Annotated in this window: 19 protein-coding genes and 1 tRNA gene; 8 read left to right on the top strand and 12 right to left on the bottom strand. The window is 64.7% G+C overall.

Annotation, left to right across the window (positions count from 1 at the left end; translation table 11 throughout):
- Window positions 1–1,835 precede the first annotated feature (1,835 nt).
- Window positions 1,836–2,072 (bottom strand): helix-turn-helix domain-containing protein, encoded by a 237-nt coding sequence (locus QX048_RS18345; protein ID WP_015663696.1) that lies wholly within the window; start codon window positions 2,070–2,072, stop codon window positions 1,836–1,838.
- 202 nt (window positions 2,073–2,274) lie between these two features.
- Here QX048_RS18345 and QX048_RS18340 point away from each other — a divergent pair, with 202 nt between their 5' ends.
- On the top strand, window positions 2,275–2,793 hold the full coding sequence (locus QX048_RS18340) for a hypothetical protein (protein ID WP_316200585.1): 519 nt from the start codon (window positions 2,275–2,277) through the stop codon (window positions 2,791–2,793).
- A gap of 61 nt (window positions 2,794–2,854) precedes the next feature.
- Here QX048_RS18340 and QX048_RS18335 read toward each other — a convergent pair whose 3' ends face one another.
- Complete coding sequence (locus tag QX048_RS18335; RefSeq protein ID WP_316200584.1) at window positions 2,855–4,090, bottom strand: tyrosine-type recombinase/integrase; 1,236 nt, start codon at window positions 4,088–4,090, stop codon at window positions 2,855–2,857.
- 161 nt (window positions 4,091–4,251) lie between these two features.
- A tRNA-Ser gene (locus QX048_RS18330) sits at window positions 4,252–4,341 on the bottom strand.
- A 221-nt stretch (window positions 4,342–4,562) separates the two neighbouring features.
- Here QX048_RS18330 and QX048_RS18325 point away from each other — a divergent pair.
- Entirely contained in the window at window positions 4,563–4,907 is a 345-nt protein-coding gene (locus QX048_RS18325) for a hypothetical protein (RefSeq protein WP_315717023.1), read from the top strand.
- Between the two features lie 38 nt (window positions 4,908–4,945).
- Here the strand turns inward: QX048_RS18325 and QX048_RS18320 are convergent, their stop codons facing one another.
- From QX048_RS18320 to QX048_RS18305, 4 genes are all read right to left on the bottom strand, one after another.
- Window positions 4,946–6,406, bottom strand: a complete 1,461-nt coding sequence (locus tag QX048_RS18320) for a trehalose-6-phosphate synthase (protein ID WP_316191841.1) — start codon at window positions 6,404–6,406, stop codon at window positions 4,946–4,948.
- Window positions 6,407–6,622: 216 nt separating this feature from the next.
- Window positions 6,623–7,444, bottom strand: a complete 822-nt coding sequence (gene otsB / locus QX048_RS18315; protein ID WP_315717021.1) for a trehalose-phosphatase — start codon at window positions 7,442–7,444, stop codon at window positions 6,623–6,625.
- Window positions 7,445–8,959, bottom strand: a complete 1,515-nt coding sequence (locus QX048_RS18310; RefSeq protein ID WP_316191842.1) for an MFS transporter — start codon at window positions 8,957–8,959, stop codon at window positions 7,445–7,447.
- A 400-nt stretch (window positions 8,960–9,359) separates the two neighbouring features.
- A complete protein-coding gene (locus tag QX048_RS18305) occupies window positions 9,360–11,396 on the bottom strand; it encodes a HAMP domain-containing methyl-accepting chemotaxis protein (RefSeq protein ID WP_315828358.1) in 2,037 nt (678 codons plus the stop codon).
- 296 nt (window positions 11,397–11,692) lie between these two features.
- Here QX048_RS18305 and QX048_RS18300 point away from each other — a divergent pair, with 296 nt between their 5' ends.
- The 4 genes from QX048_RS18300 (at window position 11,693) to QX048_RS18285 (ending at window position 16,838) form a co-directional block, all read left to right on the top strand.
- Window positions 11,693–12,178 carry a (2Fe-2S)-binding protein gene (locus QX048_RS18300; RefSeq protein WP_315717018.1) on the top strand — a complete coding sequence of 162 codons (486 nt, stop codon included), beginning with the start codon at window positions 11,693–11,695 and terminating at the stop codon, window positions 12,176–12,178.
- A gap of 99 nt (window positions 12,179–12,277) precedes the next feature.
- Window positions 12,278–14,623, top strand: coding sequence for a xanthine dehydrogenase family protein molybdopterin-binding subunit (locus QX048_RS18295; RefSeq protein WP_315717017.1), 2,346 nt, complete (start codon window positions 12,278–12,280; stop codon window positions 14,621–14,623).
- A gap of 18 nt (window positions 14,624–14,641) precedes the next feature.
- Window positions 14,642–15,442, top strand: coding sequence for a xanthine dehydrogenase family protein subunit M (locus QX048_RS18290; RefSeq protein WP_315828359.1), 801 nt, complete (start codon window positions 14,642–14,644; stop codon window positions 15,440–15,442).
- Between the two features lie 283 nt (window positions 15,443–15,725).
- Window positions 15,726–16,838, top strand: a complete 1,113-nt coding sequence (locus QX048_RS18285) for a CaiB/BaiF CoA-transferase family protein (protein ID WP_316173287.1) — start codon at window positions 15,726–15,728, stop codon at window positions 16,836–16,838.
- A gap of 367 nt (window positions 16,839–17,205) precedes the next feature.
- On the opposite strand, the gene hppD is transcribed toward QX048_RS18285, so the two are convergent.
- Window positions 17,206–18,324 (bottom strand): 4-hydroxyphenylpyruvate dioxygenase, encoded by a 1,119-nt coding sequence (gene hppD / locus QX048_RS18280; protein ID WP_316200583.1) that lies wholly within the window; start codon window positions 18,322–18,324, stop codon window positions 17,206–17,208.
- 122 nt (window positions 18,325–18,446) lie between these two features.
- On the opposite strand from hppD, the gene QX048_RS18275 reads away from it, so the two are divergent.
- Together QX048_RS18275 and QX048_RS18270 are read left to right on the top strand one after the other, a co-directional pair.
- Complete coding sequence (locus QX048_RS18275; RefSeq protein WP_315717012.1) at window positions 18,447–18,926, top strand: Lrp/AsnC family transcriptional regulator; 480 nt, start codon at window positions 18,447–18,449, stop codon at window positions 18,924–18,926.
- A 92-nt stretch (window positions 18,927–19,018) separates the two neighbouring features.
- Window positions 19,019–19,330 carry a DUF1272 domain-containing protein gene (locus QX048_RS18270; RefSeq protein ID WP_315717011.1) on the top strand — a complete coding sequence of 104 codons (312 nt, stop codon included), beginning with the start codon at window positions 19,019–19,021 and terminating at the stop codon, window positions 19,328–19,330.
- A gap of 178 nt (window positions 19,331–19,508) precedes the next feature.
- Here the strand turns inward: QX048_RS18270 and fahA are convergent, their stop codons facing one another.
- The 4 genes from fahA to QX048_RS18250 form a co-directional block, all read right to left on the bottom strand.
- Window positions 19,509–20,783: a fumarylacetoacetase gene (fahA, locus tag QX048_RS18265; protein WP_315717010.1), complete on the bottom strand. Its 1,275-nt coding sequence runs from the start codon at window positions 20,781–20,783 to the stop codon at window positions 19,509–19,511.
- Window positions 20,784–20,981: 198 nt separating this feature from the next.
- On the bottom strand, window positions 20,982–22,328 hold the full coding sequence (hmgA, locus tag QX048_RS18260) for a homogentisate 1,2-dioxygenase (RefSeq protein ID WP_315750768.1): 1,347 nt from the start codon (window positions 22,326–22,328) through the stop codon (window positions 20,982–20,984).
- Complete coding sequence (locus QX048_RS18255; protein ID WP_316187908.1) at window positions 22,328–23,284, bottom strand: MBL fold metallo-hydrolase; 957 nt, start codon at window positions 23,282–23,284, stop codon at window positions 22,328–22,330. Before QX048_RS18255 ends, hmgA begins: the two co-directional genes overlap by 1 nt.
- 27 nt (window positions 23,285–23,311) lie before the next feature.
- Window positions 23,312–23,539, bottom strand: coding sequence for a DUF2783 domain-containing protein (locus QX048_RS18250; protein ID WP_315750764.1), 228 nt, complete (start codon window positions 23,537–23,539; stop codon window positions 23,312–23,314).
- Window position 23,540 lies beyond the last annotated feature (1 nt).

Here is a 23,540-nt window from a genome sequence, read left to right as displayed (position 1 = left end):
AGACTGGCACATCAAGGGGGGGGTCGTGTCAACATCAGCAGGATCGAGCGGTGATCTTTGTAGCTCGGAAATCATCGAGGTTCGCCGAGGTGCTCAAGGTCGAACCAGTCGAGCTCTCTATGACTCCTACCACCACGACCTGATCATCAGGCAATCCGGACAGGTCGCGATCAATATTCCGGGCCTTCATCACGCCGTCAATCGCTTTGGATGCCCCTGGCCTCCGTTCCCGCGTGAGGAGTACTACGAGCTCTTGCGGTTGATCTGCAGGTAATGTGCTCGCGCGATGCCGGAAGGCTCCGAGAGGTATTGCTGGCGATGAAGTTGGTCGAGGAGGCCCCCGAAGCTGCAGCCAATGGAGATCGATCCCACAGGCCTATTGATTTTTTTGAGATAATCTGCTATTGATATGCCGTTGTGTAGAAGGGCGTGATGCCCGCTTACAACAAACCCACCTGGGCTAACGTGATGTTGGCGCAGACGGTGGGCCGCCATTGAGCGTACCGTTTCTTGACTTGTGGCTGGGATCACCCGGCACCCTCTCAATCTCGGCATGGCGGTAAGCCCGAATTGAGGATCGCACTTCCCACTCGCTGGGAGGGGTGTTCCTCATGTTCGGAACCCTCTCTCGGCCTGTAAATGGTTGAGAGAATGAGCACAGATCCTCGATTTACCCCCACGCTTGTAGCGGTCATGGCTCTCACATGTGGCGCCGTGGCGATGTTGTCGGCCTATCTGTCAGGCGAAAAGCAACTTTTCACTGTTATCTCGAATGCGGCAACCCAGCTTTTTCTGGTGGGAGTTGGCGTTGTATTTGGCCAGATGGGCGGAAAGCGATGAAGTCGCTTTATCCGCAAAAGATTGGGCGCACAAAGCCGGCCAACTCAGTCAACTCAACAAATAGAATGCACGGGCTGGTTAGCGCTTTAGCGTTCGCCAGAGGCCCCCCTTGTTCAAAGGAGCATAGATAGCAAACGCTATGCACGTTGCAGCGACTGTGTCGGTCATTTAGCGAGGAAAACGTCGCGCGCCTTGCTCGTCTCTTTCATCTCCTCCACCGACCAAGTCGTCGGCTTGCCTTTGGCTGCCCAGGTGAGAGACGAATTCGTGTGCGAGCCATACTTCCGTTCGGCTTTCCGTCTTCCTCGCCGGCCAGTCATGAAGTGCCCCGAGCTCGGGGTCTTGAGAGGCCCTCCCTGCGTCCTTCGGGCAGCGGTTGCCGAGACGCCGTGCTGGGAAGCGTCATCCAACCTCATGATGTCGAGGAGTTCGCTGCCATCTGCCGCCGGCGGTCTGGTCAAAACTGGTTCATGCGGATGTCGACGCCCGTTCTCGTCCGGACAGTTTTACCTCACGAGTACGCATAACCCTCCAAGTACTGGCATTTGGGTTCGTGGAACGCTGGCGTCGGCCGCACCGCCCGGACGGGCATGCCGTCGTGAGTCCGCAGTTGGGCAGTCCGCCGACTCGTGCCGTCGTCGCCGCGCTGCTTTGCGCGATCGCATGTGATGTTAACGACCCGGTGAGGTGTGTTGCCGCCGGGCGCCCTGACCCGCATCAGCGGACTCCACGCGGATCAACTTTGGGACCAGCGCCTATCCTAATGGGAGCGCCGGCAAGCCGCGGCTCGACGATGGCCACGTCTGCGGAAACAATCGCACCAGCGTCGTCTTGCACGATGCGCGATCCGAAGCGGCCCGCATGTATCTTGCCATAGAGGCCTTGCGCCGTTGGTAAAATCTCGCATCTGAAAGGTCGGTAGAATCCGAAAAGATTCTGACGCGCCGGACAGGAAAGACCGCATCAAGGCGTTCCGGGCGAACTGACCGCGATGCCTATTTGCGACTCAGTTTCCTGACCACGTCGACCGGATCGAACCCTAAGATCTTCCCCAGCTCGATTAGCTCGACGACATCGATCCGACGCTGGCCAGATTCCATGTGGGTCACCCAGGACTGGTAGACACCCATCTTTTCAGCCAGGTCGACCTGTCTCAACCCTGCAGCCTTCCTGTGCTCGACCAGCATGGCGGCAAGCTTTTTCTGCAGTGGTGATGTTACCGATTTCGGCATCCTGGCCTCACGAGGGGGCCAGAGACATAAAACGACTTTTCAGATACCGATAAATTCGGTATTCTACGGGATCGACCCTATTTCCTTCCCAGCGTTCTCAGTGGGACTGCCGATCTTTCCCACCATCGTGGCTGCAGCGCCTCCTCTGGCCCACACCATGACGGGAAAGTGCAAACTTCCTCGAATCAGTATCGGGTGGTGAATGAGCAACGGCCCGTCGGTGCAGGCGATGAATTCAACGAGATCTCTGAGAGCAGAGGAATTGAATCTTCGGAATGAGCTTTCAGCTGATCAAACGGCTCCAGCAGAACAGCTTGAGCCTGATTTCGCCCTTGTCCAGTTAGATACGACTTTTGCCACGCTGCTGTCAGAGATGTCCGCGTTAGAGTTCCAGCACGATGATGATAGGGAGCCTCGAGAACAGGAGAACGTCCGTTCGGACGAGGCCAGCCGAGTGGAGAAGATGGAAGCGATCCTGGCTCGCGTGGCCCCTATTGAGCGAGCAATTATGGCTACTCCGGCGCAGACGATCGTAGGTCTTGGCATCAAGGCCCGCCACGCTGCCTACGTGGTGTCAGAGCATTGGGATGTGCCCATCGAACAAATCGAATGGGAAGCCCGAGCGGTTCGGCTCCTGATTGAAGCGATTTGCAAGGTTGCTGGCGTGCGGCTACCAGTTTCTATTGACGGGACTGATAAGACCAAAGATCTGCCCTGCTAGTCCAGACTACGTGAAGGCCGCCGAAGAAAAAGCTACACAGCTAGATAGGCGATCGGGCAGTTCATGCGCGGATCGAGATTATCTTTTGATCTGCACCACCACTTGACGCGCAGAATGTTGCCCAATCGGACATCAACGATTTCCGCTTCTCGAACAGATCACCGCGGCGATAAGCGGCCTCGACCTTGCTGTTGATCGTGTGGGCGAGTGCCATCTCGACCACCTCATTCGGATAGTTCGTGCGCTCGGCGGCCCAGTCTCGGAAGGTCGAGCGGAAGCCGTGCGCGGTCAGGTCCGATCGCCCCATCCGGTCGAGCAGCGCTAGCATAGCCATATTGCTGAGCGGCTTGTCGCGTTTGCCACCCGGAAACAGATACGCGCCACCCTGCTCCTTGCGTAGCTTTTCGACGATGGCGAGCGCCGCGGCCGACAACGGAACGCGGTGCTCCTTGGAGGCTTTCATGCGTCCGGCCGGCACCGTCCAGACGTTGTCTTTGATTTCTTCGGGTCGTGCGCCGATCACCTCGCCGGTGCGCGCGGCCGTAAGGATCAAGAACTCGAGCGCGCGTGCCGCGACGCCGTCTTGCGCACGCAAGGCTGTCATAAATGCGGGCAGCTCATCATAGGGCAAGGCGGCGTGGTGCTTGACCTTCCGCACCTTGGTACGTGCTGGCAGAAGCTTGTCGAGATGGCCGCGCCACCGCGCCGGATTTTCACCCTGGCGGAAGCCGCGCACAGTCGCCCAATCGAGGACGGCTTCAATCCGGCCGCGCAGCCGCGATGCCGTTTCCGGCTTCTTCGACCACAACGGCTCGATGATTTTCATCACCAGCGCAGTGTCGATGCTGTGCACCGGGAGGGAACCGACGACCGGCTCGGCATACGTCTTCAGCGTCGAGCTCCATTGCGCCGCATGCTTGGCGTTGCGCCAGCCGGCGCTGTGAGCCGCGAGATACTGCTTGGTGCACTCCTTGAAGGTTAGCGCGGCGGCGGCCTCCAGTGCGGCCTGCGCGCGCTGCGCTCGGCGCGCCTCGATCGGATCAATGCCTTCGTAGACCTGCCGTCGATACTCGGCCGCCTTCGCCCGCGCTTCGCCTAACCCAAAGATCGAGAAGGAGCCAAGGCCCATTTCGCGGGAGTGGCCGCGAAGGGTGAAGCGGAAGATCCAGGATTTGGCAGGCGTGTTTTCGCCGTCGCCTGTGACCTGCAGATAGAGGCCAGCGCCGTCGGCATACATGCCGGGCTTCTTGACCTTCGTCACCTTCAGTGCCGTCAGGCGGCCCACCAGATGCGCCATCTTTGCCTCGCAGCCCTATCCACGATGCTACCCACATCCTGCACGCGTTTACCCACGTTCTGGGGCGAACCTGCGCGGACGCGATGAAGCATCAAACGCTAAAATTGCGGCGATTTTTCAGGGGGTTGACGGACGGCAGCGAACATTTGCGAACGCTGGGATGGCGGAGAGAGTGGGATTCGAACCCACGGTACGGTTTCCCGCACACACGCTTTCCAAGCGTGCGCCTTAAGCCACTCGGCCATCTCTCCGGCGGCCCTCTCTTGGCGGGGTCGGCGGCGTTTTGCAAGCCGGGCGGGGGCCTCGGCGGCAAATTTCCCCCAAATCGCTGATAAAAATCATCAATCCGCCCTGGTTGCGGGCTCGGCCGGGGGCCGCCGCCGCTCGCCGGCCGATCGATGAACCGGCCGGCCGGCCGGCACGACCACTGATTTGCAGCCCGTCGGTCCGGCTGCACACGAGGGACCTCGCGATGCCGTCATCCACCCCTGCCCGTCTCGCCGTGCTGCTGGCGGCAGCATTCAGCCTGACTGCCGCCGGCCCGGCGCGCGCCGATCAATGCACCAAGCAGGGCGTCGACGTGACCTGCGACGACGGCCGCAAGGGGATCTGGCAGGGCGATGCGATCCTGTGGCCGGACGGGACCAAGTCCAGCCTGAAGCCGCACCCGTCCGTCATCGTCGGCAACAAGGCATCGGTGGTGGTGGGACCCGGCGTGTTCGTCGGACAGGGCAACGGGATGGTGCCGATGGACAATCCGAGTTCGCCAAACAAGCTGCGCTGCGCCGTGCTCGACGGCGTCTCCTACTGCCATTGAGCCTCGCCGCCGTGCGGCGGCGAGGTGTAACGCCCGGTTCAGTGATAGCGCGCGCCGGGCGACAGCATGCGGCCGGCCAGAAAACCCGCCGGCGCTGCAGGCAGAGGCTCGATCTCGACCTCGGCCGAGTCACCGTCCTGCAGGGTCTCGACGAAGTCGGCAAACCATTGCTGGATCGAATGGCGGCGCAGCTTCGTCATCATGATCTCATAGCGCATGCGGCGCTCGTTGAGCGGCATCGACAGCGCCATCGCGATGGTCCGCGCCATGCCGTCGATGTCATGCGGATTGACGATCAGCGCCGCGTCGAGCTCGTTGGCGGCGCCGGCGAATTTCGACAGCACCAGCACGCCGGGATCGACTGGGCTCTGCGCGGCGACATACTCCTTCGCCACCAGGTTCATGCCGTCGTGCAGCGGCGTGACGACGCCGACCTGGGCGCTGCGATAGAGGCCGGCCAGCACGCCCTGACCATAGCCCTTGTTGAGGTAGCGGATCGGCGTCCAGTCGACCTCGCCATGGCGGCCATTGACCTCGCTGACGAGGCGCGCGACCTCGCTCTGCAGATTGCCATAGGCCTCGATCGATTCGCGCGACGGCGTTGCGATCTGCAGCAGCGACGCGGCGCGCAGCAGGCTCGGGTGCATCGTCCACATCCGGTCGAACGCACTGATGCGGTTGACGAGGCCCTTGGAGTAGTCGAGCCGGTCGACGCCGATGGCGAGCTTCTCGCCATTCAGGCTGCGGCGCAGCCGCGACACGTCCGGATGCGCCACCGCCTTCGCCGCCTGCTGCGCAAACTTGTCGGCATCGATGCCGATCGGGAACACCGCCAGACGTGTGCGGCCGTGCAGCGACCTGACCACGCCATCACGCACCTGCAAGCCGAGATCGGCGCGGATGCAGGCGCTGAAGTTCTCGCGATCGTCCTCGGTCTGGAAGCCGATCAGATCATAGGCGAGCATCGCGGTGACGAGATCGCGGTGATTCGGCACGCTGTCGATGACGCTGCGCGCGGGCCACGGCGTGTGCAGGAAGAAACCGATCGGGCTCTTGACACCGAGCGTGCGCAACTCCGCGCCGAGCGACAGGAAGTGATAGTCCTGAATCCAGAACAAGGTGTCCGGCTTCTGGAACCGGAGCAGCGCGCGCGCCACGAAGGCGTTGACCTCGCGATAGGAACGATAATCATCATGCGAGACGCTGATCAGATCGCTGCGTGAATGCAGCGCCGGCCACAGCGCCGAATTGGCGAAGCCTTCGTAGTAGCCGGCATAGTGCGCAGCCGGCAGATCCAGCAGGGCAAGCGCACCTTCACCAATCTGCTCGATCTCTGCGATCGGCTCCGTCTGCGCGCCGTCGCGCACACGTCCCGACGATCCCACCCATACTGCCCCCGATTTCTCCACAACGGGCAGCAATGCTGCCGCAAGTCCGCCGGTCATTGGCTCGTTGGCTTTGCCACGTGCCACCCGATTCGAAACCACGACGAGGTTCACAGCTCCCTCCTGTTGGTCATGTCGGTTAACAGCTGTTCATCAATATGGTTCCAGGCCACCCTTTCAACCAAATGAAACCAAATTCGGGCATTCGCGCGGTGTAATCACAGCGTCAATCAAGTCAGAACGTTTCTAATCAAGAGCGACGCATGCAACATGCGAATGCATGGCGGATGGAACTAATAACGCGGCGATACCGACCCACTGCGCAGACCGCTAGGTCGATGAATTAGTTCCGTCGTCGGCGAGGCGCGCCAGGAACGCGCGCACGTCGTCCGGAGCGTCGAAATGTCCGTCGACACCGAGTGCCCGACGGCCGACCGAGAACGACAGGCCGGCGAAATCCGGCATGATCGCGAACACCGTCTCGTCGGTGACGTCGTCGCCGATGAAGAACGGCTTGCGTCCCTTGAAGGGCGCGTGCCGCATCAGCTCGCGCACGCCGCTCGCCTTGGTGAAGCCGGCATGCTTGATCTCGCACACACATTTTCCGGGCAGCACCTCGATCGGCGCCTCCGGCAACTCGGCGCGGATGCGCGACACCTCCTCGTAGATCGCCTTCTCCGCCTGCGGCGCGAGGCGATAATGCAGCGCCAGCGAGTACCCCTTGTCCTCGAGCAGAATGCCGGGGCTGAGCTTGGCGATCGCAGCGAGCCTGCGCTTCAGCTCCTTGTCCAGCGGCGGCGCCTTGATCGCATCTGCCTCACTGCCACCGCCGAGCCGCATCTCCGCGCCATGACCGCCGACGGCGGGGTAGACCTCCGGCGCGAAGATGAGATCGATGTCGTTGAGTGAGCGGCCCGAAACCAGCGCCAGCGCGCCGGAGGTTCGTTGCAGCAACGCGTTCAGTGCCTCGGCAAGGCCCGGCGGGACCCACACCTCGCGCGGTGTCGGCGCAAGATCGAGCAGGGTGCCGTCGATATCGAGCAGGATCGCCACCTCGCGAAGATGCGGCACGAGACTCACCGGCGTCGGAACGATCTCGGCGGGCTCCGCCGCAGGAGAACCGATCAGATCGGAGTTGTCGGACATCATCATCTACTCCATGACAGCGAGCGGGCGCGCCACCTGCTCGAGCGATTTACGCTCGGCCGCGATGGCATAGCGCCAAGCGACGAGCGCCGCCACCAGCATCAGCGCGGCACCGAACAGATAGCCGCCGAACACCGCGCCGCGCGCCCCGCTGTCGAGCAGCGCGCCGAACAGCGCGGGTCCCGCCACGCCGCCGATCCCGGTGCCGATGGCGTAGAACAGCGCGATCGCGAGCGCGCGCACTTCCAGCGGAAAATTCTCCGACACGGTGAGATAGGCGGCGCTCGCTGCCGGTGACGCGAAGAAGAAGATCACCATCCAGGCCGCGGTCTGCGTCGCGGCGCTCAGCACTCCGATCGAGAACAGATAGCCGGTGAGCGCGAGCAGCACGCCGGAGACGCCATAGGTGAAGGTGATCATGGCGCGGCGCCCGAGCGTGTCGAACAGGCGGCCGAGCAGCAGCGGCCCGAGCACGTTGCCGGCCGCGAAGGGCAGGATGTACCAGCCGACATGATCGGACTTGATGCCGTAGAAGTCGGTCAGCACCAGCGCAAAGGTGAAGAAGATCGCGTTGTAGAAGAACGCCTGGGCGATCATCAGCGTCAGCCCGACCAGCGAGCGCTGACGATAGACCGAGAACAGCGTATGCGCGACCTCTCGTAACGGCGTGTGGCTACGCATCCGCAGCCGCATCCTCGGCAATTCCTTTGCGCGCGCCTCGCGGTCGTGGCCGGTGACGTCGCGTTCGATCTCCGCCACGATCCGATGCGCCTCTTCGGGATGGCCGTGAATCATCAGCCAGCGCGGACTTTCCGGAATCCACATCCGCATGACCAGCACGACCAGGCCGAGACAGGCGCCGATGCCGTAGGCCAGCCGCCAGCCGACATCCGGGCCGGCGACATCAGGATCGAGCAGCACGATGGCGCCGACGGCGCCGAGCGCGGCACCCAGCCAGAAGCTGCCGTTGATCATGAGATCGGTCCAGCCGCGATAGCGCGCCGGCACCAGCTCCTGGATCGTCGAGTTGATCGCGGTATACTCGCCGCCGATGCCGGCGCCGGTCAGGAAGCGGAACAGCGCGTAGGTCGCGACATTCCACGACAGGGCGGTGGCGGCCGTCGCGGACAGATAGAGCGCGAGCGTGATGAAGAACAGCTTCCGGCGGCCGATGCGGTCGGTCAGCCAGCCGAAGCCGAGCGCGCCGAGCACGGCGCCGGCGAGATAGGCGCTGTTGGCAAGCCCGATCTCGAGATTGGAGAAATGCAGCGCCGGGCTCTGCTTGAGTGCGCCCGACAAGGCGCCGGCAAGCGTCACTTCGAGCCCGTCGAGCACCCAGGTGATGCCGAGCGCCAGCACGACGCGGGTGTGAAAGGCGCTCCAGCGGAGGTCGTCGAGCCGGGCGGGGATGTTGGTTTCGATGATACGATCCTGGCCAGCCGTGTCGCTCGGCGGCGCGCTGGATTGCGGCGCTGACGTGATGACGCGGAGGTGCGGAAAGGATGCCTGTCGGGGTGCCATGGAATCCCAATGCGACGGCGCGGGTCGCACCGCATGCTCGACCGAGAGGATGAAGCAAATGCGGCAATGAAACCCTGCCGCTGCGACCCAACGTCTCGCCGCGCGCCGGGTTCCCGGAAGTGGGGCGGGGTTCGGCGCTCGACCCGCCCGGGGGCGCAGCGTCTCCTGGGTGAGGCCCAGGCGCGCCTCATTTCAGGTGTCGTCCCGGGCAAGCGGGCGGAGCGAGCGCGACCTGGCATACCGCGTGATGCAAGATTGGGGCACGCGATCGATATCGCCCGCCACATATCGGCCGCGGCGTATGGATCCCGGCGTTCGCCGGGATGACAGCGGAGGGTTTGGCCGCGGGCTCGCCAACGCATCTGCGAGCGGTGTGAAGACCAGCCTGTCGCCGCAGAACTCACGCCGCGCGGATGTTCGCCATGAAGCGGTTGAGCTCCGCGCGCAGGCGGGCGCTTTCCGAGGACAGCGACTGGGCCGAGCGCAGCACCTCCTCCGAGGCCTCGCCGGTCTGGGTCGCGCCGCGATTGACCTGGGTGATATCGGCGGCGGCGGCCTGCGTGCCTGCCGCGACGCTCTGCACGTTCCTGGCGATCTCCTGGGTCGCGCCGCCCTGCTGCTCGACCGCGGTCGCGATCGACGAGGCGATGGTCGAGATCTGACGGATCGTGCCGCCGATCTGCTTGATCGCGGTCACCGACTCCTGGGTCGCTGCCTGCATGCCGGAGATGTGGTTGGAGATGTCGTCGGTCGCCTTGGCGGTCTGCTCCGCCAGCGACTTGACCTCGGAAGCCACCACCGCGAAGCCGCGGCCGGCATCGCCGGCGCGTGCCGCCTCGATGGTGGCGTTCAGCGCCAGCAGGTTGGTCTGCTCGGCGATCGCGGTGATCAGCTTGACGACGTCGCCGATCTCCTGCGCCGCGCGCGACAGCTTGCCGATGCGCCCGTCGGTCTCCTCGGCCTGGGCGACGGCGGATTCCGCGATGCGGCTGGACTCGCGGACCTGGCGGCCGATCTCGTCGACCGAGGCCGACAGCTCGTCGGTCGCGCTCGCGACCGAGTGGATGCGGCCGGTGGCCTGGTCGGAGGTGCCGCTCACGCGGCTCGCCAGCGACTGCGTGGTCTCGGCGGTGCGCGTCAGGGTCGAAGCCGCCTGCTCGAGGTGCTCGGCCGAGCTCGAGACGTTGGACACGATCGAGCCGACGGCGGTCTCGAACTCGTCGGCGAAGCGGATGAGCTCGGCCCGGCGCGCGGCGCCCGCAGCCTTGTTCTGGGCGTCCTGCGTCGCGGCGTCGCGCTCGGCCTTGGCCACCGCCTGGACCTTGAACTCCTCGACGGCGGCCGCCATCTCGCCGATCTCATCGGCGCGCCCGAGGCCGGGCAGCCGGACGTCGAAATTGCCCGAGGCGAGCTCGCGCATCGCCTTGCACATCGTGATCATCGGCCTGGAAATGCCGTTGCCGAGCATCAGCGCCAGCACGGCGCCGAGCGTCAGCCCGCCGATCGCCAGCATCGCGATCAGCCGCTCGATGTCCGCGATGCTGGTGTTGGCGGCGGCCTCGATGCGCTGCTGGTCGGACGCGACCTCGGATTTCAGCCCGTTCGACAGCGCGATGATCTCGGTCCCGACGACGCCCATCTCCTGTTCGAGCTTGTCGAGCGCTTTCATGTTCTCCGACAGCTTGATGAAGGCGGCGCGGTACTGCTTGATCAGGTCGCCGAGCTCGGCGACGCGCTGGGTGATCTTCTCGTCATTGGCATAGATCGTCACCAGCGAGGTTTCCAGGAAGCGCGTGCGCGCGATGGCGCCGTCGGCCGTCTTGGCATCGGGCTTGGCGATGTAGGTCCCGACCAGCGCGGACACGGTCAGGTACTGGCCGGTGAGGTCCTTGGCCGTCGTCTGCACGGACGGCAGGCCGGCGAGCGCGGCGGTGTCCGCCAGATCATCGAACTTGAAGCGGATCTTGTTGCCGATGATGCCGATCTGGTCGGTCGCCAGCTTCGCGTTCTCGCGGGTCAGGGCAACGATGCTCGAGAATGTCTTGGCGAAGGCCTGAAACTGCGCCTGCAGCTTGCCGACCTGGGCCCGCCGCTCGGCGCCGGTCGCGGCCATCGATTTGTCGATCGCGGCCTGGAGCGCCTGCTGGGCAGCGGTGGCCGCCGCCTCGTCGTCGGCTTTGCCGGTCAGGGCATAGTATCGGGCGAGAGCCTGGTACGAGACCAGCTCGCGATCGATGGTGCGGGTGGTGTCGGCTTCCGCAACGCTGCTGCGATAGGCCGCCACCGCTGCGGCGACCCGCTCGAACCCCAGATAGGAGAAGCCGATGCTGACGGCGGAGATGGCCAGCACCACGGCGAAGCCCAGGAAGATCTTGCCGCGAAATCGCAGGGTCAGAAAATTGGCACGCCGCGACTGCGGCGCAAGCTGCGCAGACATTCCCACCCCCGACACGCCATTCTTTATATTGGCCAGAAACCAACTGCCCGGCAGCAACGCACCAGAGCGTGATCAAAACTACGTCACAATGGCTAAGGGGCGGTAAATGGGCGGCATCGGCCTGCGGCCTGCGCTCACCCGCGCCGGTGCCGCCTCGCGTGGCGTGCCACATGCGACCGAATCGCCGGGGCCGCGCGCAAGACGTCGCAATGACATCAGAGACGAAAATTCGAGTTGCAAAGTCCTGAGGGCGCTGTTTCTAATCAGAATAAGAAAAATTCATCGGGAGGTTACTCGTGTCGACAGTCAAACTGACGGTGAACGGCAAGGCGGTCTCGGTCGAGGCCGAGGATCGCACCCTGCTCGTTCACCTCCTGCGGGATCATCTGAACCTCACCGGCACCCATGTCGGCTGTGACACCAGCCAATGCGGCGCCTGCGTCGTCCATATCGACGGCCGTGCCGTGAAATCCTGCACCGTGCTGGCCGGCCAGGCTGCGGGCGCCAACGTCACCACCATCGAAGGCATCGCCAAGGGTGACGAGCTGCACCCGATGCAGGCGGCCTTCCGCGACAATCACGGCCTGCAATGCGGTTATTGCACGCCGGGGATGATCATGTCGGCCATCGACATTGTGCACCGCCACGGAGGCGAGCTCGACGAGAGCACGGTGCGCGAGGAGCTGGAAGGCAACATCTGCCGCTGCACCGGCTATCACAACATCGTCAAGGCCGTGCTCGACGCTGCCGGACGGATGAAGGTCGCGCAAGCTGCCGAATGAGGCCGGCGAGAGCCGCCGTTTACCGCAATACCGAGACCACGACCGCTGCGCGCGATGGCCGCGGCGGGACAATAGAACTCCGGTAGGGGAGAGATTCGCATGGGTATGGAAGGCATTGGCGCCAGCGTCGTCCGCAAGGAGGACAAGCGTTTCATCACCGGCAAGGGCCGTTACGTCGACGACGTCAAGCTGTTGGGCATGACCTTTGCCCATTTCATCCGCAGCCCGCACGCGCACGCCAAGGTCAAGAGCATCGACTCCTCGGCCGCCGAGGCAATGCCCGGCGTGGTCGCGGTGCTCACGGGCAGGCAGATCGTCGACGACAAGGTCGGCAACCTGATCTGCGGCTGGGCCATCACCTCGAAGGACGGCTCGCCGATGAGGATGGGCGCATGGCCGGCGATGGCGCCGGAGACCGTGCGATTCGTCGGCCAGGCCGTGGCGGTCGTGATCGCCGAGAGCAAGAACCTCGCCCGCGACGCCGCCGAGGCCGTCGTGGTCGAATATGAGGAGCTGCCGGCGGTCGCCGACATGCCCTCCGCGCTGAAGCCCGGCGCGCCGCAGCTTCACCCGGAGGCCCCCGGCAACGTCGTCTATGACTGGCATATTGGCGACGAGGGGGCGGTCAACGCCGCCTTCGCCAAGGCCGCCAACGTCGTCACCCTGGAATTGACCAACAACCGGCTGGCGCCGAACGCGATGGAGCCGCGCGCGGCGATCGCCGAGTACGATGCGGCCGAGGAGCATTTCACGCTCTATACGACGTCGCAGAACCCGCACGTCGCTCGCCTGGTGCTGTCGGCGTTCTACAACATCGCACCAGAACACAAGCTGCGCGTCATCGCGCCCGACGTCGGCGGCGGCTTCGGCTCCAAGATCTTCATCTATCCCGAGGAGATGGTGGCGCTGTGGGCCTCCAAGAAGGTCGGCCGTCCGGTGAAGTGGACCGGCGATCGCACCGAGGCGTTCCTGACCGACGCGCACGGCCGCGACCACATCTCCAAGGCCGAGATGGCGCTCGATGCCGACAACAAGATCCTGGGGCTGCGGGTCAAGACCCACGCCAATTTCGGCGCCTACATGTCGCTGTTCTCGTCCTCGGTGCCGACCTATCTGTACGCGACCCTGCTGTCGGGCCAGTACAACATCCCGGCGATCTATGCCGAGGTGATGGGCGTCTATACCAACACCACGCCGGTCGACGCCTATCGTGGCGCCGGACGCCCTGAGGCGAGCTACCTGCTGGAGCGGCTGATGGAGACCGCAGCGCGTCAGCTTAAGGTCGATCCGGCCGAGCTGCGGCGCAAGAACTTCATCACCCAGTTCCCGCACCAGACCCCCGTGATCATGGCCTACGACACCGGCGACTTCAACGCCTCGCTCGACGCGGCGATGAAGGCGATCGACTACGCCGGCTTCCCGGCGCGCAAGGCGGCCGCCAAGGCGCAGGGCAAGCTGCGCGGCCTCGGCTTCTCCTGCTACATCGAGGCCTGCGGCATCGCGCCGTCAAAGGCAGTCGGCAGCCTTGGCGCCGGCGTCGGTCTGTGGGAATCGGCCGAGATCCGCGTCAACCCGGTCGGCACCATCGAGGTGCTCACCGGATCACACAGCCACGGCCAGGGCCACGAGACCACCTTCTGCCAGCTGATCGCCGAGCGCCTGGGCGTGCCGATCAGCCAAGTCTCGATCGTTCATGGCGACACCGACAAGGTGCAGTTCGGCATGGGCACCTACGGCTCGCGCTCGGCCGCAGTCGGCCTCACCGCGATCCTCAAGGCGATGGAGAAGGTCGAGGCCAAGGCCAAGAAGATCGCAGCGCATGCGCTGGAGGCCTCGGAAGGCGACATCGTCATCGAGAACGGCGAGTTCAAGGTGACCGGCACCGACAAGTCGATCGCGCTGCCGATGGTCGCGCTCGCTGCCTACACCGCGCACAACCTGCCGGACGGCATGGAGCCCGGATTGAAGGAGACTGCGTTCTACGATCCGACCAACTTCACCTTCCCGGCCGGCACCTATATCTGCGAGCTCGAGGTCGACGAGGCCACCGGCAAGACGTCGTTCGTCAACTTCGTCGCGGCGGACGATTTCGGCCGGCTGATCAACCCGATGATCGTCGAGGGCCAGGTCCATGGCGGTCTGGTCCAGGGCATTGGCCAGGCGCTGCTCGAGCACGCAATCTATGACAGCAACGGCCAGCCGGTGACGGCATCGTTCATGGACTACGCGATGCCGCGCGCCGACGACGTGCCGTCCTTCAAGCTGAGCCACACCACGACCCTGTGCCCGGGTAATCCGCTCGGCGTGAAGGGCTGCGGCGAGGCCGGCGCGATCGGCGCATCCGCCGCCGTGATCAACGCGATCACGGATGCGATCGGCAACAACAAGCTGGAAATGCCGGCGACGCCGGACCGCGTCTGGCACGCGATCCACGGCAACGCCTGATCGAACGGAGGAGCAACCATGTATCAGACGACTTATCATCGTGCCTCCTCGGTCGACGAGGCGGCGGCGCTGTTCGCCAAGGGCAGCGAAGCCAAGTTCCTTGCCGGCGGTCACACCTTGATCCCGGTGATGAAGCAGCGCCTTGCTGCTCCGTCCGATGTCATCGACATCGGCAAGATCAAGGACCTGATCGGGGTGCAGTTGTCGGGCGACACGCTCGTCATCAAGGCCGCGACGACCTACTACGACATCATGACCAATGCCGATGTGAAGAAGGCGATCCCCGCGATCGCCCATCTCACCTCGGTGCTCGGCGATCCCGCGGTGCGCGCCCGCGGCACGATTGGCGGCTCGATCGCGAACAACGATCCGGCGGCGGATTTCCCGGCGGCGCTGATCTCGCTCGGCGCCACCGTGAAGACGAACAAGCGGTCGATCTCGGCGGATGATTTCTTCAAGGGCCTGTTCACGACGGCGCTGGAGGACGGCGAGATCATCACCCAGGTGTCGTTCCCGGTGCCGGAAAAGGCCGGCTACGCCAAGATGCGCCACCCGGCGTCGCGTTTCGCGCTCACTGGCGTGTTCGTCACAAAGACGAAGGGCGGCGACGTCCGCGTTGCGGCCACCGGCGCTTCGCAGAGCGGCGTGATGCGCGTGCCGGCGATCGAGGCGGCGCTGAAGTCGAACTGGTCGGCCTCGGCGATCGACGGTGTCAGCGTCTCCGCGGCGGGCCTGCTCAGCGACATCCACGGCTCCTCCGACTACCGCGCCAATCTGGTGAAGGTGATGGCGCAGCGCGCGGTGCAAGCCGCGGGCTGACCTCACGACGCGGATCATTCCGCGCAACGGCACGACAAATTCCATGCGGCGCGCAGCGATGCGCGCCGTTTTGCTTTGCGGCATACGGCGCGCTTGCGTTGGCCTGATGCACGCGGGACAATCAAAGGATCAGGAAACGCATCGCGCGTGATGATGTTTGATTGATGCGGACAGCAGCCAAGCACACCCACCCTCCCCTGGAGGCGGAGGGTGAAGGTCACGGCGACCATCTTTGTCCGATCGACCTCATCACGCGCCGAAGCACCGCAGGGACAAGACAAACGTGCTCGACAAGACCGCACCACAGACCGAGACCCGCGCCACCGGACCGCTCGCGGGCTTCCGCATCGTCGAGTTCGCCGGCATTGGACCGGGTCCGTTCGCCTGTATGCTGCTGGCCGACATGGGCGCGGAGGTGGTGACGCTCGATCGCGTCGGTGCGCGCAAGACCATGAAGTCGGTCGCCGGCCGCGGCCGCAAGGTGATCGAGCTCGATCTCAAGGACAAGGGGGTCATCCCCCAGGTGCTCGATCTGCTCGCCGGTGCCGACGCGCTGATCGAGGGTTTCCGGCCCGGCGTGATGGAGCGGCTCGGCCTCGGCCCCGAGGTCGTGCTCGCGCGTAATCCGAAGCTCGTCTACGGTCGCATGACGGGCTGGGGCCAGGACGGACCGCTGGCGCATGCGGCCGGTCACGACATCAACTACATCTCGATTACCGGCGCGCTGGCCGCGATCGGACCCAGGGAGCGGCCGGTGCCGCCGCTCAACCTGGTCGGGGATTTCGGCGGCGGTGCGCTCTATCTGGTCGTCGGTGTGCTTGCCGCACTGCTCGAAGCCTCGAAGTCCGGTAAGGGGCAGGTGGTGGATACCGCGATGTGCGACGGCGCGGCCTCGCTGCTCGCGATGTTCTTCGACCTCACCGCGATGGGCCGCTGGACCGAGGGGCGCGAGCGCAACTTCCTCGACGGCGGCGCGCACTTCTACGGCGTCTACGAATGCGCCTGTGGCAACTTCATCTCCATCGGCTCGATCGAGCCGCAGTTCTACGCGCTGCTGCGGCAGCATGCCGACCTCTCCGATCCCGCCTTCGACGCGCAGATGGACCCGCGCGCCTGGCCGGCGCTGAAGGAGAAGCTGGTCGCGGTGTTCAAGAGCAAGACGCGCGAGCAATGGTGCGCGATCATGGAGGGCACCGACATCTGCTTCGCGCCGGTGCTGACGATGTCGGAGGCACCGAAGCATGCGCACATGGCCGCGCGTGGCGTGTTCGTCGAGCGGCACGGCGTGACGCAGCCCGCGCCGGCGCCAAGGTTCTCGCGGACGCCGTCGAATATCCGCGAGCCGGAGGTGACGGAGATCGGCGCTGTGGTGAGCGCTTGGCAGGCAGGGCGGTAAAGCTCGATCGCTGCAGCAGCGCCGATCGAGCGCTGCTCGACTGTTCCGATGTCAACGAGTTGGCTACGCCGTCGCCTCAATCTCAGTGTCGTCCCCGCGAACGCGGGGACCCATAACCACCGGCCGTCCTGAAACGACGATTATCTGTCGCCGTGCCTCATCGACGCACCCTGCGGTATGGGTCCCGAGTCGGTGCCCAACGCCGCTTACGCGCCGTCGGGCTGGCCCGGGACGACAGTTGAGAGTTTGGCGGCAAACTGCCTCCAATCACGCCGTCATTGCCAGCGAAGCCAAGCATTCCAGGGACAGACGGAAGTCTGGATTGCTCGTCGCTCCGCTTCCCGCAATGACGGCCTGCTTCCTTCGCCTACTCCGCCGCCTCCACCTTCAGCACGCCGCGGCGGATCTGGTCTTCCTCGATCGACTCGAACAGCGCCTTGAAGTTGCCTTCGCCAAAACCGTCGTCGCCCTTGCGCTGGATGAACTCGAAGAAGATCGGCCCGATCGCATTGGCCGAGAAGATCTGCAGCAACACCTTGGTGTGACCGCCAGCGACGACTCCCTCGCCATCGATCAGGATGCCGTTTCTCTGCAGGCGGGTGAGGTCCTCGCCATGTTTGGGCAGGCGAGACTCGATGCGCTCGAAATAGGTGTCGGGCGGCGACGGCATGAACGGCAGGCCTGATGCGCGCAGGCCCTCGACGGTGGCGTAGATGTCGCGGGCGCCGCAAGCAATGTGCTGGATGCCTTCACCGCAATAGATCTTGAGATACTCCTCGATCTGCCCGGAATCGCCGGCATCCTCGTTGATCGGAATCCGAATCTTGCCGTCGGGGCTGGTCAGCGCGCGCGAGAACAGGCCGGAGGCGCGGCCCTCGATGTCGAAGAAGCGGATCTGGCGGAAGTTGAACAGTTTCTCGTAGAAGCCGGCCCAGACATCCATTCGGCCGCGGCGCACGTTGTGGGTCAGGTGATCGATGTAGTACAGGCCGGAGCCTACGGGGCGCGGGTCGCGCGCGCCGGTCCACTCGAATTCGAGATCATAGGCCGAGCCCTTGGCGCCGTAGCGATCGACCAGATACAGCAGGCTGCCGCCGATGCCCTTGATGACAGGAACGTCCAAGGTCTTCTGCGATGCAGGCAGGTCGGCCGGCTCGGCACCGAGCGCGATCGCGCGGTCGTAAGCCTTGTTGGCGTCGACCACGCGGAACGCCATCGACGGTGCACACGGCCCGTGCGCGGCGACGAAGTCGTGGCCGTGGCTGCCCGGCTCCTCGTTGACGAGGTAGTTGATGTCACCCTGGCGGTACAGCGTGATCGCCTTGGTCTTGTGGCGCGCGACCGCGGCGAAGCCCATCAGCTTGAACAGCGCGTGCAGCTCGCTTGCTTCGGGGTGCGCATATTCGACGAACTCGAAGCCGTCCGTGCCCATCGGGTTGTCGGCGGAGATGGTGGCAGGAGGCGCATCGTGCGGAAATGGACCCATCGGGGGAAGCTCCTTCAGCTTGATGTGCCGATCATCTCCCGAATTCCGCGCACAGGGCATGCAAACCATTGTCATTTTCGCCTGGATATGCACGATCCATGCACGACCAGAGGAAATGGCGCATGATTTCGGTCGACAGCTTCGATCTCCGTATCCTGGCCGCGCTGCAGGACGACGGCCGGCTCACAAACCAGGAGCTGGCCGACATCGCCGGCCTGTCGGCCTCGCAGTGCTCGCGGCGCCGGATGCGGCTGGAGCAGGACGGCGTGATCGCGGGGTATCGCGCGCAGCTCGCCAGCCAGGCGCTCGGCTTCGAGCTGATTGCCTTCATCCAGATCACCCTGGCGACGCATTCGCCCGACAATGCGCAGAAGTTTCGCGCGCTGGTCAACCGCGTCGACGACATCCAGGAGGCCTACGCGCTGACCGGCGATTCCGACTATTTGCTCAAGGTCGTGCTGCGCGATCTCAAGAGCCTGTCCGACATCGTCAACAACGTGCTGATGCCGCACCAGAGCGTGGCGCATGTCCGCTCGTCGATCGTACTCGACCGTCTCAAGGAGAGCACCAGGCTGCCGCTGGCGTTGCTGCCATCGAGCTGATCCGGCCTGGCGCAAATCGAGGGAAATCCGCCATTCAACATCGCTGGCACCTCTGCGACACTCACCTGTTTCAATCACCCGGCGAGACGACCATGGCCCTGCAGCTTCGTCCCAACTGCGAGTACTGCGACAAGGACCTGCCGCCACAGGCGCAGGACGCGCGCATCTGCTCCTATGAATGCACCTTCTGCGCCAACTGCGTCGAGACGAAGCTATTCAACGTCTGCCCGAATTGCGGTGGCGGCTTCGCGCCGCGGCCGATCCGCCCCGAACACGAATGGCGGCCGGGCGTCTGCGCGGTGAAACAAGTGCCGTCGGACAAGCGCGTGCATCTGAAATATTCGGCCGAGGATGTAACTGCCTTCGTCGCTGGCGTGAAGGACGTGCCGCCGGTGGAGCGCTAGGCCCTTCCCCCCGTCATTCCGGGGCGCGCGTAGCGCGAGCGCGGAATCCATACTCACAAGCGAACGTGTAGCTCGAGCTATTCGTGGCTATGCCCTCCATCCACACTCTCGATCGTGATTATGGATTCCGGGCTCGGCCCTGCGGGCCGCCCCGGAATGACTGCGGAGGGTATGGCGGCTATTCGGCTACGACGATCGTCCCTTCCACCTCGCCGAAGCCGACGCGATAGCCCTCGCCCTGACACCAGCCGCGCATCACCAACGAATCGCCATCCTCCAGGAATGTGCGCTTGATTCCACCCGCGAGCTCGACCGGCTCGGTGCCGTTCCAACTGATCTCCAGCAGGCTGCCGCGCTGGTGCTTTTCCGGACCGGAGATGGTGCCGCTCCCCAGGAGATCGCCGACACTCATGGCGCAGCCGGACGAGGCATGGTGCATCAGCTGCTGCACGCTCGACCAGTACATGTACTTGAAATTGGTCTGCGCGATGGTCTGCGCGGCGTTGCTGCCGGAGGCGCGCAAGGCCACGTCGAGGGAGAGATCGTAGTTCTGCGCCTCCTTCTGCCGCAGGTAGGGCAGCGGCGTCGGATCCTGCGTTGGCCCCGACACGCGGAACGGCTCCAGCGCCTCCCGCGTCACCACCCACGGGCTGATCGACGTCGCAAACGCCTTGGCCTGGAACGGGCCGAGGGGCACATATTCCCATTGCTGGATGTCGCGCGCGCTCCAGTCGTTGAGCAGCACGAAGCCGAAGATCATCGCCTCCGCCTGCGCCTCGGTCAGCATCTCGCCGAGCGGCGAGGACTGGCCGATGACGACGCCCATCTCCAGCTCGAAATCGAGCCGCTTGCATGGCCCGAAGCTCGGCACGTCAGCGCCCGGCGGCTTCAGCTGTCCGCGCGGCCGACGCACTCGGGTGCCCGACACGACCACGGTCGACGCGCGGCCGTTATAGCCGATCGGCATGTGCAGCCAGTTCGGCTGCAGCGCATTGTCCTTGCCGCGGAACATGACGCCGACATTGGTGGCGTGCTCCTTCGACGAATAGAAATCCGTGTAGCCGGCGACATGGAACGGCAGATGCAGCGTAACGTCGGAGCGCGGCAGCAGCGCCCGGCTACGCAACGGCTTGTCGTCGCGCAGCCGCGGATTGTCCTGGCGCAAGAGGGCGCTGATCGCAGCCCGCGTCTTCGACCACACGGCGGGGCCGAGCGCCATGAAGGCATTCAGCGAGGATTGCGCGAACACCTCATAGGCCGGCGCCAGATCGAGCAGGCCTTCGTCCTCGAGCACCGCGAGGTCGAGGACGACGTCGCCGATCGCCACGCCGACGCGCGGCTTCGGCGAGTCGGCGGCGGAGAACACGCCGTAGGGCAGGTTCTGGATCGGGAAGTCCGAGGCCGGATCGACCGGGATGAAGGAGCGGAGCGAGGGATCGTTGGGGTGGGGCACAGCTGTCTTCCTGAGTTCGGACCATGTCTCCGCTCGTCATTCCGGGGCGCGCGCAGCGCGAGCCCGGAATCCATAGCAACGGGCAGATGTGTGGGGCACAGTGGTTGTGGCCGAGCTTTGCATCCCCACGGCCGATCGTGGTTATGGATTCCGGGCTCGCCGCTGCGCGGCGCCCCGGAATGACGGCGGAGGTCGTGGCTACGGCCGGTTCGGATCGAAGCGCTTTTCGAGCCCGTTCCAGCAATCGGCATAGTCCGGCTGCAAGGTGCCGGACTCCGCCGCATGCTTCGTGATGCGCTGGGGAAAGCGCGTCTCGAACATGAAGGCCATGGTGCCTGTGAGCTTGACCGGCTTCAACTCGCCATTGCTGGCGTGATCGAACGCCTCGCGATCCGGCCCGTGCGGCAGCATGCAGTTGTGCAGGCTCATGCCACCCGGCACAAAGCCCTGCGGCTTGGCGTCGTAGACGCCGTAGATCAGCCCCATGAACTCCGACATGATGTTCATGTGATACCACGGCGGACGGAAGGTGTTGTCGGCCACCATCCAGCGCTCGGGGAAGATCACGAAGTCGATGTTGGCGGTGCCGGCCGTCTCCGACGGCGAGGTCAGCACGGTGAAGATGGACGGATCGGGATGGTCGAAGCCGATGGCGCCGACCGGCGAGAAGGTGCGCAGGTCGTATTTGTAGGGCGCGTAGTTGCCGTGCCAGGCGACGACGTCGATCGGAGAATGTTCGAGCTCGGTCTTGAACAGCGCGCCGCCCCACTTGACGTAGAGCTCGGTCGGGGTGTCCTTGTCCTCGTAGGAGGCGACCGGCGTCAGGAAGTCGCGGGCATTGGCGAGGCAGTTGGCGCCGATCGGTCCGCGCTCCGGCAGCGTGAAGGCGCCGCCATAGTTCTCGCAGAGATAGCCGCGCGCCGGCCCCGCCGGGATCTCGACTCGGAACTTGACGCCGCGCGGGATCACGACGATCTCGCCGGGCTCCGCATCGATGCGGCCGAACTCGGTGACGAGCTTGAGGCGCCCCTGCTGCAGGACGAACATCAGCTCGCCGTCGGCATTGTAGAAATGCTGGTCGACCATCGACTTGGTGATGACGTAGACATGCGCGGCCATGCCGGCCTGCGTCGCGGCGTCGCCGGCCGTCGTCATGGTCTGCACGCCCTGCAGGAACGTCACATCGCCCGATGGCAATGGTGTCGGATCCCAGCGCAGTTGCTGCACCGTGATCTCCTGCTCGTGGCAGGGCGCGGTGCGCCACAGCCCGGCATCGACCTTGGCGAAGCGGCCGGAATGCTTCACCGACGGACGGATGCGATACAGCCAGGAGCGCTCGTTGGACCCGCGCGGCGCGGTGAACGGCGAACCCGAGAGTTGCTCGGCATAGAGCCCGTAGGCGCAGCGCTGCGGCGAGTTGCGCCCGATCGGCAGCGCGCCGGGCAGCGCCTCGGTCTCGAACGAATTGCCGAAGCCGGACATGTAGCCCGGCGTCACCTGCCCGGTGGCGCGGTTGAGCTGGTCAGGCGATGTGTTGACGTTCATCATCCTTCTCCTTGCAAGCGGGCCCACATCTCGCGGTCGCGCTCGGCGGTCCAGATCACGGGATCGTCGATGCCGCTGGCCTCGTCATAGGCGCGCGACACGTTGAACGGCAGGCAGTGCTCGTAGATGGCGAAGCTCGAGAATTTCGGATCCATCACCTCGCGCGTCGCCGCCATCGACTCCTTCAGGCTGCGTCCCTTCGCGACCGACATCTCGGCCGCGCCATACAGCGACGTGACGAAGTCGCGCGTCATGGCGATCGCCTCGCGCACGGTGGCCTCGCCCTTCAGCGCATCGCCGCGACCGGGCGCGATCGCCTTGGGATTGAAGTCGCGGATCTCGTTCAAGGTCGACGGCCATTCGCGCAAATAGGCGTCGCCGCAATAGCAGGCCGAGTGATATTCGATCAGGTCGCCGGAGAACATCACCTCGGCGTCCGGCACCCAGGCGACGATGTCGCCGGAGGTGTGGCCGGCGCCGAGTTGGATCAGCTGCACCTCGCGCTTGCCGAGATGGATCGTCATCTCGCCCTCGAAGGTCAGCGTCGGCCAGGTCAGGCCGGGAATGCTCTCGGCGTCCTGGAACAGGCGCGGGAAGCGGCCGTATTCGGAGTCCCAATCCTGCTGGCCGCGCTCGACGATCAGCCGGCGCGTCTCCTGCGAGGCGACGATGCCCTGCGCATGATAGGCCGAGGCGCCGAGCACGCGCACGGCGTGATAGTGCGACAGCACGACATATTTGATCGGCTTGTCGGTCACGGTCCTGACCCGCTCGATCACCTTGTTCGCCATCGCCGGCGTCGCCTGCGCGTCGAACACGATGCAGCCGTCGTCGCCGACGATCACCGCAGAGTTCGGATCGCCCTCCGCCGTGAAAGCATAGAGATCCGGGCCGATCTCCGAGAAGGTGACCTTCTTCTCGGCGAGATCCGTGGTCGATGCGAAACCCTTCGCCATCACTTCATTCCTTGTGTGTGCAGCAGCCTATTGCTGCTGCTGTTGTTGCTGTTGGCCGGCATCCGCCATGCTGCGTTTCGCCAGCGCGATCGCCTCGCCCAGCACACCGATGTCACCGATGTGATTGGCGAGGATCAGGACCAACGCCGCATCGAGATCGGCGCTTTCGAGGTCCGAGAGGCCGCGATGCGCTTCGACAATGGCGCGGAAGGCATCGTCGGGCTTGGCGAAATTGGAAGCGGTCGAGAGCGTCATC

Origin of the sequence: Bradyrhizobium sp. SZCCHNS30572, assembly GCF_032484415.1 — a bacterium.
In the GTDB taxonomy this organism is placed as follows: domain Bacteria; phylum Pseudomonadota; class Alphaproteobacteria; order Rhizobiales; family Xanthobacteraceae; genus Bradyrhizobium.
Note: the sequence above shows the minus strand (reverse complement) of the source record. Positions and strands in the feature narration are given on the sequence as shown.